This window comes from Kitasatospora sp. NPDC096128 (assembly GCF_040303105.1).
In the GTDB taxonomy this organism is placed as follows: Bacteria; Actinomycetota; Actinomycetes; order Streptomycetales; family Streptomycetaceae; genus Kitasatospora.
The window spans coordinates 164,622-177,262 of sequence record NZ_JBEOSP010000009.1; the positions used below are offsets into that span (position 1 = coordinate 164,622).

The 12,641-nt window shown below is 72.0% G+C and carries 17 protein-coding genes; 6 read left to right on the forward strand and 11 right to left on the reverse strand.

What is annotated here, in order from left to right; genetic code table 11:
- Positions 1 to 34: 34 nt before the first annotated feature.
- Positions 35 to 2,956 carry an AfsR/SARP family transcriptional regulator gene (locus ABTY61_RS13235; protein ID WP_350505062.1) on the reverse strand — a complete coding sequence of 974 codons (2,922 nt, stop codon included), beginning with the start codon at positions 2,954 to 2,956 and terminating at the stop codon, positions 35 to 37.
- Positions 2,957 to 3,090: 134 nt separating this feature from the next.
- On the opposite strand from ABTY61_RS13235, the gene ABTY61_RS13240 reads away from it, so the two are divergent.
- Complete coding sequence (locus ABTY61_RS13240) at positions 3,091 to 4,521, forward strand: AfsR/SARP family transcriptional regulator (RefSeq protein WP_350505063.1); 1,431 nt, start codon at positions 3,091 to 3,093, stop codon at positions 4,519 to 4,521.
- A gap of 16 nt (positions 4,522 to 4,537) precedes the next feature.
- Here ABTY61_RS13240 and ABTY61_RS13245 read toward each other — a convergent pair whose 3' ends face one another.
- The 10 genes from ABTY61_RS13245 to ABTY61_RS13290 all read right to left on the reverse strand — a co-directional run bounded on the left by ABTY61_RS13245 (position 4,538) and on the right by ABTY61_RS13290 (position 10,831).
- Complete coding sequence (locus ABTY61_RS13245; RefSeq protein WP_350505064.1) at positions 4,538 to 5,032, reverse strand: hypothetical protein; 495 nt, start codon at positions 5,030 to 5,032, stop codon at positions 4,538 to 4,540.
- A gap of 31 nt (positions 5,033 to 5,063) precedes the next feature.
- Entirely contained in the window at positions 5,064 to 5,540 is a 477-nt protein-coding gene (locus ABTY61_RS13250; protein WP_350505065.1) for a hypothetical protein, read from the reverse strand.
- Positions 5,541 to 5,746: 206 nt separating this feature from the next.
- Positions 5,747 to 6,118 (reverse strand): hypothetical protein, encoded by a 372-nt coding sequence (locus ABTY61_RS13255; RefSeq protein ID WP_350505066.1) that lies wholly within the window; start codon positions 6,116 to 6,118, stop codon positions 5,747 to 5,749.
- Between the two features lie 185 nt (positions 6,119 to 6,303).
- Entirely contained in the window at positions 6,304 to 6,450 is a 147-nt protein-coding gene (locus ABTY61_RS13260) for a hypothetical protein (RefSeq protein WP_350505067.1), read from the reverse strand.
- Positions 6,451 to 6,607: 157 nt separating this feature from the next.
- Positions 6,608 to 7,738 carry a methyltransferase domain-containing protein gene (locus ABTY61_RS13265; protein WP_350505068.1) on the reverse strand — a complete coding sequence of 377 codons (1,131 nt, stop codon included), beginning with the start codon at positions 7,736 to 7,738 and terminating at the stop codon, positions 6,608 to 6,610.
- Positions 7,739 to 7,953: 215 nt separating this feature from the next.
- Positions 7,954 to 8,802: a helix-turn-helix domain-containing protein gene (locus ABTY61_RS13270; protein WP_350505069.1), complete on the reverse strand. Its 849-nt coding sequence runs from the start codon at positions 8,800 to 8,802 to the stop codon at positions 7,954 to 7,956.
- A 6-nt stretch (positions 8,803 to 8,808) separates the two neighbouring features.
- The gene (locus tag ABTY61_RS13275; RefSeq protein WP_350505070.1) at positions 8,809 to 9,327 is read right to left on the reverse strand and encodes a DUF6879 family protein; all 519 of its coding nucleotides are present in this window, start codon (positions 9,325 to 9,327) and stop codon (positions 8,809 to 8,811) included.
- Positions 9,308 to 9,571, reverse strand: a complete 264-nt coding sequence (locus ABTY61_RS13280; RefSeq protein WP_350505071.1) for a hypothetical protein — start codon at positions 9,569 to 9,571, stop codon at positions 9,308 to 9,310. Before ABTY61_RS13280 ends, ABTY61_RS13275 begins: the two co-directional genes overlap by 20 nt.
- A 165-nt stretch (positions 9,572 to 9,736) precedes the next feature.
- Complete coding sequence (locus ABTY61_RS13285; RefSeq protein WP_350505072.1) at positions 9,737 to 9,937, reverse strand: DUF397 domain-containing protein; 201 nt, start codon at positions 9,935 to 9,937, stop codon at positions 9,737 to 9,739.
- A 12-nt stretch (positions 9,938 to 9,949) separates the two neighbouring features.
- Entirely contained in the window at positions 9,950 to 10,831 is an 882-nt protein-coding gene (locus tag ABTY61_RS13290) for a helix-turn-helix domain-containing protein (RefSeq protein WP_350505073.1), read from the reverse strand.
- A 182-nt stretch (positions 10,832 to 11,013) separates the two neighbouring features.
- Here ABTY61_RS13290 and ABTY61_RS13295 point away from each other — a divergent pair, with 182 nt between their 5' ends.
- Genes ABTY61_RS13295 through ABTY61_RS13315 form a run of 5 tightly spaced genes read left to right on the forward strand, consistent with a single transcriptional unit; the run spans position 11,014 to position 12,531 of the window.
- Entirely contained in the window at positions 11,014 to 11,382 is a 369-nt protein-coding gene (locus ABTY61_RS13295; RefSeq protein ID WP_350505074.1) for an ATP-binding protein, read from the forward strand.
- A complete protein-coding gene (locus ABTY61_RS13300; RefSeq protein ID WP_350505075.1) occupies positions 11,379 to 11,645 on the forward strand; it encodes a hypothetical protein in 267 nt (88 codons plus the stop codon). Before ABTY61_RS13295 ends, ABTY61_RS13300 begins: the two co-directional genes overlap by 4 nt.
- Complete coding sequence (locus ABTY61_RS13305) at positions 11,633 to 11,758, forward strand: hypothetical protein (RefSeq protein WP_350505076.1); 126 nt, start codon at positions 11,633 to 11,635, stop codon at positions 11,756 to 11,758. Before ABTY61_RS13300 ends, ABTY61_RS13305 begins: the two co-directional genes overlap by 13 nt.
- Positions 11,751 to 12,044: a hypothetical protein gene (locus ABTY61_RS13310; RefSeq protein WP_350505077.1), complete on the forward strand. Its 294-nt coding sequence runs from the start codon at positions 11,751 to 11,753 to the stop codon at positions 12,042 to 12,044. The genes ABTY61_RS13305 and ABTY61_RS13310 overlap by 8 nt, the downstream gene beginning before the upstream one ends.
- Before the next feature lie 34 nt (positions 12,045 to 12,078).
- Positions 12,079 to 12,531 (forward strand): hypothetical protein, encoded by a 453-nt coding sequence (locus ABTY61_RS13315; RefSeq protein ID WP_350505078.1) that lies wholly within the window; start codon positions 12,079 to 12,081, stop codon positions 12,529 to 12,531.
- The last annotated feature ends 110 nt before the right edge of the window (positions 12,532 to 12,641 follow it).

The window sequence follows — 12,641 nt, forward strand, 5'->3', positions numbered from 1 at the left end:
CGGTAGACAGGCGGTCAACGCGCGTAGCGGATGATCACCCCAACTCGGCCAGCTGCGCGCTGACCTGGGCCGCGTCCTCGTCGAGGCCGAGCCGCCGGTACCCGTCCATCGCGTCGGTGAGGCAGGCGCGGGCCTGCCGCGGGCGGCCGAGGCCGGTGAGCGCGGTGCCGAGGGTGCGCAGCAGTCCGGCCTCCAGGGCGGGGCTGGTGCGGCGGGCCTGCGGCAGGGCTGCCTCGGCGACGTCGGCGGCGAGCAGCCAGCGCTTGGCCTCGACGTGGATCCGGGCGGCGAGGTCCCCGGCGGCGGCCTCGAACACGGTGACCCGGAGGGCGGCGAACTCGTCCCGGGCGCCGAGCGCGTGGGTGAGGGCGGCCGGGCCGTCCCCGCACAGCCGCAGCACCCGGGCGAGGTAGTAGCGGCCGGTCGCGGCGGAGACCGGTCCGGCGGCGGTCATCAGCCGGGCGCCGCGTTCGGCGGCGTCCCGGGCCTCGGCGAGGCGTCCGCTGTGGGCGGCGTTGAACGCGAACTCGCCGAGCGCGCTGCCTTCGGCGCGTTCGGCGCCGAGGCGGTGGAAGAGTTCGGCGGCGCGGCCGGCGTGCTCGGCGGCCTCGGCGTGGCGGCCGTGGACGCGGGCGTTGCCGCCGAGGTTGACCAGGGCCTTGGCGAGGACCCGTTCGGTGTCGGGCGTGGTGCAGAGGTCGACGGCGCGGCGCAGCTCCGCCTCCGACTCGGCGTAGTGGTTGACGTGCCAGAGCATGGCGCCGCGCAGGTAGCGGGCGAGGGCGAGCGGGCCCGGTTCGCCGCGGGCCCCGGCCTCGTCGGCGAGGCGTCCGGCGAGGTCGACGATGATGCCGGTCTGGGTGCGTTCGGCGAGCACCGCGCCCATCCGGTCGGCGAGTTCGGCGGCGCGGTCGAGCGGCAGGGCGGGGTCGTCGCAGCTGAGCGCGATCGCGGCGGCGTGCACCTCGGCCTGGTCGCGCATCCAGCGCACGGCCTCCGGGCCGTCGGCGATGGGCACGCCGGGGGAGGTCACGGGGGCGCGGAGCAGGCAGAGTTCGGCGTCCTCGGCCTTGCGGGCGGCCCGGTCGGCGTTGCGGGCGGCGGCCAGGCAGAAGTCGGTGAGCCGGTCGGCGGCGGCGGTGTGTTCGGCGGGGGGCTCCTCGGCGGCGAGCCGGCCGCGGGCGTAGTCGCGGACGAGGTCGTGGAAGCCGTAGCGGCCGAAGCGGGGGGAGTGCAGCAGGTTGAGGTCGACGAGGGTTTCGAGGAGCTGGTCGGTCTCGTCCTCGGTGCGGCCGAGCAGGGCGGCGGCGCAGGGCAGCGGGAGGTCGGGGGCGTCGGGCAGGGAGAGCAGCCGGAAGGCGCGGGCGAGTTCCGCGTCGAGGCGGTGGTAGGAGAGGGCGAAGGTGGCCTCCACGGTCCTTTCGCCGTCGCTGAGTTCGGCCAGCCGGTGCTCGTGGCACAGCCCTTCGGCGAGGGCGGCGAGGGTGAGGGCCGGGTCGGCGGCGAGCCGGGAGGCGGCGATCCGGACGGCCAGCGGCAGCAGCCCGCAGGCCCGGACGACCTCCTCGGCGGCCTCGGGTTCGGCGGTGACGCGTTCGGCGCCGACGATCCGGGTGAGCAGTTCCAGGGCCTCGGCGGGCGGCAGGGTGTCCAGGCGCAGGTGGTGGGCGCCGGAGAGGCCGGTGAGCCGCCGTCGGCTGGTGATGAGGACGGCGCAGCCGGCCGCGCCGGGCAGCAGCGGTTCGACGTGGTCGAGGGTGGCGGCGTTGTCGAGGACGACCAGGACGCGCCGTCCGGCGAGGGCCGAGCGGTAGAGGGCGCTGCGTTCGCCGGTGTCGTCGGGGATCTCGCCGGGCGCGACGCCGAGGGCGCGCAGGAAGCCGGCCAGCACGGTGCCGGGGTCGGGCGGGGTGCGGTCGGCGCCGCGCAGGTCGGCGAAGAGCTGGCCGTCGGGGAAGCGGGCGCGGACCTGCCGGGCGGTGTGCACGGCGAGGGTGGTCTTGCCGACGCCGCCCATGCCGTCCAGGGCGGAGACCACGACGGCGCGTCCGCCGGCGCCGGCCAGCCGGTCGGTGAGGGCGTCCAGTTCGTCGGAGCGGCCGGTGAAGTCGGGCAGGCCGGAGGGGAGCTGGTCGGGCGCCTGCCAGGTGTCGGCGGCGGCCGGTTCGGGGGCGGTGGCGGCCCGGACGGGCAGCAGGGTGGCGTCCTCGCGCAGGATGCGCAGCTGGAGTTCGGCGGCGGCCCGGTCGTGCGGGGGCAGGGCGGAGCGGGCGTCCTCGTAGGCGGCGAGGGCCTCGGCCTTGCGCCCGGCCTGGTAGAGGGCGCGCATCAGGACGGCGGTGAGCCGGGGCCGGCCGGGGTGTTCGAGGGCGAGCGCGGTGGCCTCGGCGGTGAGGTCGGTGCGGTCGCCGAGCTCGGCGTCCAGTTCGAGCTGGGTCTCCTTGGCCGAGATCCGCTGTTCGGCGAGGTGGGCCCGGACGGCTTCGGCGTGCGGTCCGGGGAGTCCGGCGAGTGCTTCGCCGGCCCACAGCCGCTGGGCCTCCCGCAGGACCTCCCGGACGTCCTGCGGGGGCGCGTCCGCCCGGCGCAGGTCCTCGACCTCGGCGAGCAGGGCCTGCCACCGCTGGGTGTCGGTGGGGGCCGGGCGGAGCGCGTAGCCGTCCCCGACGCGGAGCAGCGGCAGCTGCTCGGGGTCGTCGCCGGTGTGCGGCTTGAACGCGGCGCGCAGCCGGGAGACGGCCAGCTGGACGGCCTTGCGCGGGTCGGACGGCGGGGCGCCGCCCCACACCCCCTCGACCAGCACCGAGGTCGCGACCGTCCGCCCGGCGGCGCCGATCAGCACGGCGAGCAGGGCGCGCTGCTGCGGGCGGCCGAGCTCCACCTCCTCGGTTCCGTACCAGGCCCGTAGCGGGCCCAGCAGCGCGAAGCGCAGCCCGGCCCCCCCGATGTCCACCATGTCGTCCCGTTCCGTGAGTCGTCCCGTGCCGGGTTCTCGCCACTTCCGTCCGGACAGCGGCGCCCCCTTACCGCGGCTTCTATGCTCTGTTCACAGATTGTGCCCTGGACGTCGGAATTCCGAGAGGGTGGGGAGTGGAGCTCGATTTCCGCGTGCTGGGGCCGTTGCGCGCCCGGTGCGAGGGCCGTGAGGCCGACCTCGGCAGGCCGCAGCAGCGGGCGGTGCTGGCCGCGCTGCTGCTCGCCCCTGGGCAGTTGGTGCCGACGGACCGCCTGGTAGAAGGCCTGTGGGGTGAGGACGACGCCCGCTGGCCGAAGGATCCGGTGGGCCAGATCGGCACCCACGCGCACCGGTTGCGGCGGGCGCTGGACGCCCCCGGACTGCTGGTGGCGGCGGCCGGCGGGTACCGCCTGTCGGTGCCGCGCGGCTCGGTGGACCTGTTCCGTTACGAGGCCGCGGTGGCCGAGGCCGTCGCGCTGCGTCACCGGGATCCGCTGCGGGCGCGGGAGCTGCTGGGCGAGGCGCTCGGCTCCTGGGAGGGGCCGCGGGCGCTGGACGGCGTGCCCGGTCCGCTGGCCGAGCGGGCCCGGGAGCGGCTGGCGGCCGGGCGGCTGGCGGCGCTGAACGTGCGCTACGACCTGGACCTGACGCTCGGCCGGCACGCGGAGGCGCTGGAGCCCCTGGGCGAGCTGGCACGGGCGTACCCGCTGGACGAGGAGGTGCACCGGCTGCACCTGCTGGCGCTGTACCGCTGCGGCGAGGCCGAGCGGGCGCTGGCGGCGTACGAGGGGCTGCGGGAGCGGCTGGACCGGGAGCTGGGCCTCGAACCGGGGGCCGCGGTCGCGGAGTTGGCGGAGCGGATCCGGGGCGGGGAGCCGGTGGCGGCGGCCCGGCAGCTGCCCCGGCCCTGCCAGCTGCCGCCGGACATTCCGGACCTGGTCGGGCGGGCGGGGCTGGTACGGGAGGCGGAGCGGGCGCTGCGGGCGCTGCCGGCCGGCGCCTCGCCGGTGGTCGGGCTGTCGGGGCCCTCCGGCAGCGGGGCCTCGGCGCTGGCCGTGCACGTCGCGCACGCGGTGCAGGACGCCTTCCCGGACGGGCAGTTGTACGCGGCCGGCGGGCAGGCCTGTGCGGTGGTGGCCGGCTTCCTGCGCGCGCTGGGGGAGCGGCCCGGCGAGGGCGCGGGCGCCGAGGAGCTCGGCGCGCGCTACCGCGAACTGCTCGCCGGGCGCCGGGTGCTGGTGGTGCTGGACGGGGTGGCCGACCCCGCGCTGCTGCTCCCGGAGGTGCCGGGCTGCGCGGTGGTGGTGGCGGGCGCCGAGCCGGGGGCGCTGCCCGGCGACGCCGTGCGGCTCGCGGTGGGACCGCTGGAGCCGCACGACGCCTACGAGCTGCTGGCCCGGATCGTGGGCGCGGAGCGGATCCGCCGCGAGCCGGACGCGGTGGCCGAACTGGCCGCGCTCTGCGGGTACCTGCCCGTCCTGCTGCGGACGGCGGCGACCCGGCTGGCGGCCCGCCCGCAGTGGTCGGTGGCCGACCTGGTGCAGTGGTTCGCGGGGCGGGGGTGAGCCTCGGGCGCCGGGGTCAGTACAGGTCGGAGGAGAGCAGGACGGTGGTCGGGTCGCCGCCGCCGTTGCGGGGGATGATGCCGCCGTTCCAGTGGACGCCGGAGCGGCCGGAGTCGAAGACCATCAGCCTGGCGTGCGGGTGGCCGTCCGTGCCGAGGGCCCAGCAGAAGCCGCCGGTGGCGGAGTACACCACGAGGTTGCCGTCGGACTGCATGACGGCCTTGTAGCCGCAGCCGACGGTGCCGCTGGCCCTGGCGACCTTGGTGAACTGCCCGTTGCCGTCCTTCTGGTAGACGACGAAGTTGCCGTCGGTCTGCATGATGACGCGCGTGCTCATGGAGTCGACGTGCCAGCCCGGGTAGAGCGGTTCGTCGTCGTAGATCGCCGTGTAGCCGTTGCCCTGTTCGAGCGCCGCCTGGGCGGTGCCGGTGGTGGCGACCGTCCCGGCCAGGACGAGCGCGGCGGTCGCGGCGGCCGTGGCCGTGCGCCGGAGTGCCTTCTTGGTCTTCATGTCCCCGTGTCCTCTGTTCTCCGAGCCGATGTCAGTACAGGTCGGAGCTGCGCAGGCCGATCCACTGGACACTGTGGCCGGGCGGGGTGGCGAAGCCGATCGCGAGGCCGCCCTTGTCGAAGACCCCCACGGAGGCCAGGCTGTTGGGGTCGGACTTGAAGGTGTTGCTGGCCCAGCAGGGCTTGCTGGCGGCGTTGTAGACGACGAAGTTGCCGTCGCCCTGCATGATCGCCTTGTAGCCGCAGCCGAGAGTGTTGGGGGCGACCCACACCGGGTAGGGGGCGCTCGGGACGCCCCGGTAGAGGACGAGGTTGCCGTCGCCCTGCATGATCAGGCTGGTGTCACCGGCGGTCAGGCGGTCGCCCTGGAAGAGGATTCCGGGCTCGTTCATGCCCGAACGGTCCTCCGCCTGCGCGGTCCCCGCCGACACCATCGTCCCGGCCAGCGCCAGCACGCCCGCGGTGACGGCCATGGCCATGTGCCGCAACGTCTTCTTCGTCGTCTTCATGTCCCCGTGCTGCCTCTCTCGGTCCTCCGCGCCCGTGATCCCCCGGGGCGCCCTGTCGAGAAGATCATGGCGCAGGTCGGTAGACAAGCGATGAACGCGGTACCGGGGGGTGCCGGAGGCAGGAGGACGGGCAGCGGGCGGGACGGCGGCCGGGACCGCCGTGGGGCCGTCCCGCCTTCACGGTGTCGGTGTTCGTCCGGGCGTCGTCAGGGGACGGGGGCGCCGTCGATGAGCGTTGCTATCCTCGCGGAGGGCCCCACATCGCCCCGGAAGTGGTACCTGTCCCTGGTCGCGATGTTGGGGACGAGTCGCCTGCGACCGTCGATTCCCAGATAGACGTTGGGATCGTCGTCGGCGATTCGGCCGAGAACCGCGTCATCGATGTCCGGGCCCCTGGGGATGTCTTCGAGGAAGGTTTCGCTGTAGATGCCGTCGGTATCCGGGAACAGACCGTCGTAGATCGCCTGATCCACGATCCAGCGGCGCTGGCTGTCGATCACCAGGTAGACCGGGGACGGGTCTTCACCGGGGGCGTTGCTCCGATAGCGTCGGCCGTTAAGGGTGGCCATGTCAACCATGACTGCCTCCTGGTACAGGAGTGTCAACGGGCCCGACGGGCCCTCTCTTCCATGCTCCCACCGATCCGCGCATTCGGCGGGGGTGGATTTCCGGCCGGGCCGCCCGCCTGCCCGTCTGCCTGCCCGCCCGCGCGCCCGCCCGCCCGCCGAAGCGGCGAGCGGGCGGGGTGCGTTGCGGGTACGTGTCAGCAGCACCCGCCGTTGGTGCCCCAGGCGGGCTGGGCGTGCGACACGGGGGCGGGCGCCGGGGCGGCGTTGCCGGGCGCCGTGGCGAAGAGGAGCGTGGCGGCGAGGGCGAGGCCGCCGGCAGCGGCGATCAGCATCTTGCGCATGGTGAAGTCCCCCTGGCAAATAGGGCGTTGGGGGTTCGAGTCAAGGCCGTGATGGTGGCCTGTCAACGGATCTGGCCTCGCCCGGATCGTTGGAGGCCAACGATCCGGGCGGGGAGGCCGATGGGCGAGGCGTCCTCCCGGCGCTGCGGCCTGGGGGTCAGCGCAGGGTGTTGTCGGGGGCGTCCAGCCACACGTGTTGATCGCCGTCAGCCGTGACGGTCAGCCCGAAACGGGTCAGCTCCGGCTTGCCGTCCTCCAGCCATGCCCGGCGTGCGGCCACCACTTCGTCCCACAGGCGGCGAGGCCCGGCCTGGTGGACGGCGTCGGCTTCGTGCCAGTCGCGGAAGCGCACGGACGCCCAGGACCCCGCGTCGTCTGAGAGCCGGAAGCGGTGGGTGCCGGACGGGTCGGCCTCCTGCCAGGAGTGCAGGGTGCGGACCCCCGGCGTCCGGAGGCCGATGGCGAACGCCGCGTGGACGTTCTCCTCCGCCAGATCGGGGTCCAGCTGTGAGGGGCCCTGGTGGTCCGGTGAGCGGTCCGGGTCCTGGAGCTCGTGGGGTCGCTGGGCCCGCATCCACATGAACGACACGTCGCCCACGAATCGCCCGTGCGACTCCCGGCCTCGCTTGCCGACCTCCAGCCGGAGCAGTCCGGCGTTGGCGTACGGGGTGCCCCAGGGGGTCACGATGACGCCGCCGGGGCGGGTCTGTTCGATCCACGCGAGCGGCACCCGCTGAACGGCTGCCGTCGAGTGGATGCGGTCGTAGGGGCCACCGGCCGGGTAGCCGAGCAGGCCGTCGCCGACGACCCGGTGGGGCTTCAGTCCGAGCCGCTCCAGGCGCTCCGAGGCAGCCGCGGCCACCGCCGGGTCGACCTCGACCGTCGTCACGGCCCCGTCGCCGAGTCGGGCGCACAGCAGGGCGCTCGTCCAGCCGGTGCCGGTGCCGATGTCGAGCACCGTGTTCCCGTCCGCCACGTCCAGGTGGCGGAGCATCGACGCGACCAGGCGCGGCATGGACCCCGACGACGTCGCGGTGCCGGGCCCGTCCGCCCGGCCGTCGTCGAGCTGGGTGACGACCTGTCGGCCGGAGTTGACCTCCGCCCACCACTCGGCCGGGTCGGCGTCCTTGTCGACCAGGCGGTATCCGTTGGAGGTGTCACTGTCCTCGACCCAGATTTCGTCCGGCACGAAGGCAGAGCGCGGGGCGCGCTCGAAGGCGCCCCGCCACTCCTCGCCCAGCGCGCCGGTCTCCGCGAGGCCGGCGAGCAAGTGCGTGTAGTCGTCCATCAGGTCGGTCTCACTTCTTGGGCGGGTCGGTGACGGGCTTGGTCCACTGGCCGTCCGACTCCTTCGGGGACTGCTTCTTGTCCCCGGATCCGCCGCCCTTGCCATCGCCGTGCTTGCCCATGTCGGCCACTCCCTCGGAGTCGCTGGAATCGATAGCAATACGCTAGGAGGGCAGGCTAGTTGGGATCCACAGGATTCTACGAGATTGCACGACATCACCCGATCGCATCAATCGCAGCCGTGATCAACGCGCGAGCCTTCGAGCCGTGGACCGCCATGTCCGCCAGTGCCGCGAACGCATCGGCGTACATGGCCACTTCGCTGGGCTGCGTCAGAGTGAGGTGTCCGGACACCAGCTCCACGTTCACCTGGGCCGTGTCGAAGATCCAGAACCCTTCCGCAGGCATCCTTGTGCGGTGCAGCCGAGTAGGGACGATCCCGACGCTGACATTCGGCAAGGCGCTCACCGTGATCAGCCGCTCAAGCTGCGCGGCCTGGGTATCGGCGTTGCCGAGCCCGTTGCGCAGCACGGACTCCTCAAGCAGGAACGCGAAGCGCCGCTGCCCCTCGCGGAGCACGCGTTGCCGTTCCATCCGAACGGCCACGGCATCGGCCACGTCATCAACCGGCACTCGCCTGAGCTGGACAGCGCGCAACACGTCCTCGGTGTAGCCGTGCGTCTGGAGGAGCCCGGGGACGAGCCACGACGAGTAGGCCCGGAACCAGTGCGTTCGCTCGAACAGAGGCAGAACGGCTTCCTGCGCCCTTCGCAGCCCCGTGCGCTCCATGCGGCGCCACTCCACCCACATGCCTTCCACGGTCCGCAGCGAGGCCACCAGGTCGGCTTCCTGGTCTTCCCTGCCGCAGGCGCGGCACCAAGTGCGCAGGTCATCGGCGGACGGCGAGGTTCTGGCGCCGGTGATCCGGGACACCTTGGACGGGTGCCAACCGCACAGCGCCGCAAGCTGCTTGCCGTCGAGCCCGGCGTCCTGGCACATCTCCCGAAGGCGATCTGCGAGGACCCGCCGGGCGGCTTGGACGTGAGACGATCCGGAAGCGGACATGAGGGGTCAGGTCAGCTTGTAGTCCTCGTGCGGGGTGGCCCTTTCCCATACGGTCTCGAAGGCGGAGCTGACCAGATCCACGGCGGCCCGGTCCGTCCGCCACTCCCGGTCAACGACCTCGCCGATGCCGGAGAAGTACGTGAACAGCACGGCTGATTCGTCGAACATCCAGAGGTCCGTTCCTGGCAGCGCGATGTCGGCGGCCCTCCGTCGTGGCAGCCAGCGGACCAGCTCACCTGCGGCGATGTTGGCGAACGTGAGGTCGTGCTCGTACCGGATGTAGTCCGTCACCGGCTCCGAGACGATCCGGGCCCGTCGCATGACCACACCGCGCCCGGTGGTCGCGGCTGCAAGGTCGGCCCAGGATCCGCACCAGTCGGGCAGTTTGGCCGGGTCATTGTCGTACCGATGGCCGGCGCGCCAGCGAGCGAACTCCGGATCATCCGGCGTGTAGCTGTCACGCATCTCCAAGTGCACGGCGGAGCGCTGTGCACCGGCCAAGCCCTCACGAACGGGGTACTTCACCGGTTCCGTCCTTCAGTCGCGGAATGAACCGCCGCATCACGGCCGGGAGCCGGACGATCGTCTCGTGGTCCGGAACATCCGCGCTGTGACCGGGGATCGATCCGATCTCCTGGCATGCCTTCACGTCTTCTTCCGTGGCTCTGTAGGACTGGATCAGCAGATCCCCGCTGTCCTCGTCCAGCCAGATCGTCGGCGAGTCGTCAACGGGGGTGTTCGGGATGATGCCCAGGAAACGCAGCCTCATGACTTCTCCCTGTGCCGGACCGATTGCACTCAGTCGCACGACTATCACCCCCGACAGCCGACGGGCGCAAGAACCACGGGTGCGGCTGACTCGGCGCGGTGGTGGTGAAGCGAACCCCCCGCCCGCTCGTTGGAGGCCAACGAGCGGGCGGGGGAGAAGGGCGAGTCAGGCGAGGTGGTCGAACTCGCCGGCCTTGGCCCCGAGGAGGAAGGCGTACAGCTTGGCGGTCGTGGTGGTGATGACGAGGGACGGGTCGTCGGACTCGCGAACGTGGCGTAGGCCGTCGATTCCGGTGGCGAGTTCTAGGCAGTTGTTGCCGTCATCTCCGCCGCTGAACGATGACTTCTGCCAGGAGAGTTCGGGCATCTGTGGCGCCTCTCACAGTTGTAGCGGGTAGAGAAGGTGTTGGAGAAGCCCCCATGAGCTCTGTGAGTTGCGACCGCGTGCTGCTGTTGCGTCGACGGCTGGCAATGCGATCTCACTCAACTGCTGGAACTTCCGTCGGTACGCCACAATATTCTCAGGGGTGCCGCTGTGCTCTGCACGCCCGGGCACGTCCAGGACGATCGTCGCAAGGTCGACACAGCCGGGATCGCACAGGAGGAAGGTGCCTGAGTGGGAGGGCTTGCTAGGTGCGGCGAACGGAAGAATCTGGATGGTGACGTTGGGGTGCTCTCCCATGTCCAGCAGATGCTCCAGCTGCGCCCGCATGACCTCTACGCCGGGGAAGAGCATTCGCAGGGCCGCTTCGTGGATGACGAAGTGGAACTCCCTCTGTTGCCCGTCGGTCAGAATTTGCTGCCGTGCGATGCGGAACTCGATCTGAGTCGCGGTATCCCATTTCCCAGAGCCGCCGTCGTAGATCGCCTCGGTGTATTGAGGCAGCTGGAGCAATCCCGGGATGTATAGGGTCTCGTAGTTGTCGAGGCGGGTCGCGCGGTCTTCCAGCTCTGCCAGATCCAGCGACAGGTCCGGAACCTTGCTGTCGAAGTTGCTCCACCACCCCTTGCCGGTGCTTCGTCCCATCTCGGCAAGGACCTTGCGATAGGTCAAGTCTGTGCAGCCGTAGGCGTCGAGCCAGACTTCGAGGCGCTCGGGGTTGAGGGTGATACGGCCTGCTTCGGTGTGGCTTACTGCCGGACCCTTCATGCCGACCAAGGCTCCGGCCTCTGGTGCGGACAGCCCCGCAGCTGCACGTAGCCGTTGCAGTTCCTCGCCGAACCGGCGCTGTCGCTGGCTGATTGGTCCCTTGTAACCCACGGTCTTCCCTTCCCTGTCGGCGCAGTCTGGCGCACAACCCATGCGCGGTGCCACTAACGAGTGAGCTTCGCTGATCTGCTTGCAACATTGCCAACTACGCCCCTACTCTCAGTGTTGCACCGATCACATGACGGAGCGTTGGCTTCGTCGATTCCCCTCCTCTCCCATCCCTGGGGTCTCTCATGTGTGCCTTCAATCCCCCCGACTGCTCCGCCGCCCGGAGCGAGCTCTCCTCCCTCCTCGCCGCCGCCGGGTGGCCGCCGTCCCTCATCTCCGACGCCGAACTCGCCTTCCACGAGCTCTTCGTCAACGCCTGGGAGCACTCGGGCAGCCTCGCGCCGCTCTGCACGTTCTCCCTCTCCCCGGGCCGCCTCCGGGTCCAGGTCTGCGACGACAGCCCGATCCTCCCGCCCGAGCCCCACCTCCCCCTGGATCCGCTCTCCCTCTCCGGCCGGGGCCTCCACCTCGTCCGTGCGCTCACCCACCGTTTCGGTGCCGACCCCCGTAAACACGGCAAAGCCATTTGGTTCGAGATGGAGTCCCTCGCGTGACCGACCGCAACCACCGCCAGCGCCGCCCGATGAAGCCCACTGACCCCCGCCTGCGCGCCTACCGCGACGAGCACGTCCGCGCGCTGCTCGCCGAACTGCACGAGCGCGGACAGGACTTCGGCCTGGTCTTCCCCTCTGCCACCACCGACAAGACCCTCGACGGCCGAGTCCTGGTCCGCTTCAACACGGCCCCGCTCTCGACCCTGCTCAACCTCCTCACCCTCCTCCTCGACGCCGACCGCGAGCGCTCGTGCGGTTCCTGATCGGCGCCGCCTTCGCCGTCCTGCTCGCCCTCGCGCTGGCCACTGTCGCCCTGGGCGTGATCACCGCACTCAACGTTGCAAGGCCTGATGAAGAGGAGCCCCGGGATGTCTGACCCCGCCGTCGAGAACGCCCTCGCCGCCGCGCAGTACGCCGTCGCGGCCGCCTTCAACTCTCTCTCACCCATCCCCACCCCGGTCACCCCGCCCGTCCCCGATGACTTCGACTGGCCGACCCTCGAAGCCTTCGTCTTTCACCTGGGCTTCGCCGCCGACGACTCGGACGCCGCCCTCAACCTCTACCGGCTCCTCTTCGCCGTCCAGCGGATCGCCTACCGCGAGGCCGCCGGCCGTAACGCCCCTTGGCCGGCCACCCGGCTCGGCCCCCGCGCGCCCGTGTGAAACCCTCGCCCCACCCGTGTGAAACCCTCGCCCCATGGGGGACGAGTTCACGCGCCGGATGGCCGCTGCCTGGGAATGGTGGGACGCCGCCATCGAGGACTCCCAGGAGGGCCGGTGGATCCGCACCGATGCCGAGCGCCGGATGATCGACGACATCGCCGCCGCTACCGTCGGCTGCCCCACCCCGTCCACCGATCTCCCCTGGCGGGCCCGGCTCGCCCGGATCGTCCGCTGGGCCGCCGTGTTGCGGCTCGCCGCCCGGGCCGGCGGCTGGGAGCTGACGCCCGTCGGCGACACGCCCCCGCCCCGGCCGGCCGGCATGGCCGTCCTGCTCTCCGCCCTCTATGCGGTCGGAGAGCAGGGCGAACTCTGGCTCGATGCCCTGCGTACGGACGGTCCGCCTTCGCTCGCCGAGGTCGTCCGAGCGGAGGCCTTCCTCTTCGGGCCGGGTTCCGCCGAGGACCTCCGCCAGTTCTTCTACGACTGATCGATTCCCCACAGGCTCCCGGAACAGGAAGTCGGCCCGTCCGACGTCCTGCTCCGGTACGAGTCGCTGCGGCCGGGATTTGTCCGGCGATCACGACGCGGGGTCAGGGG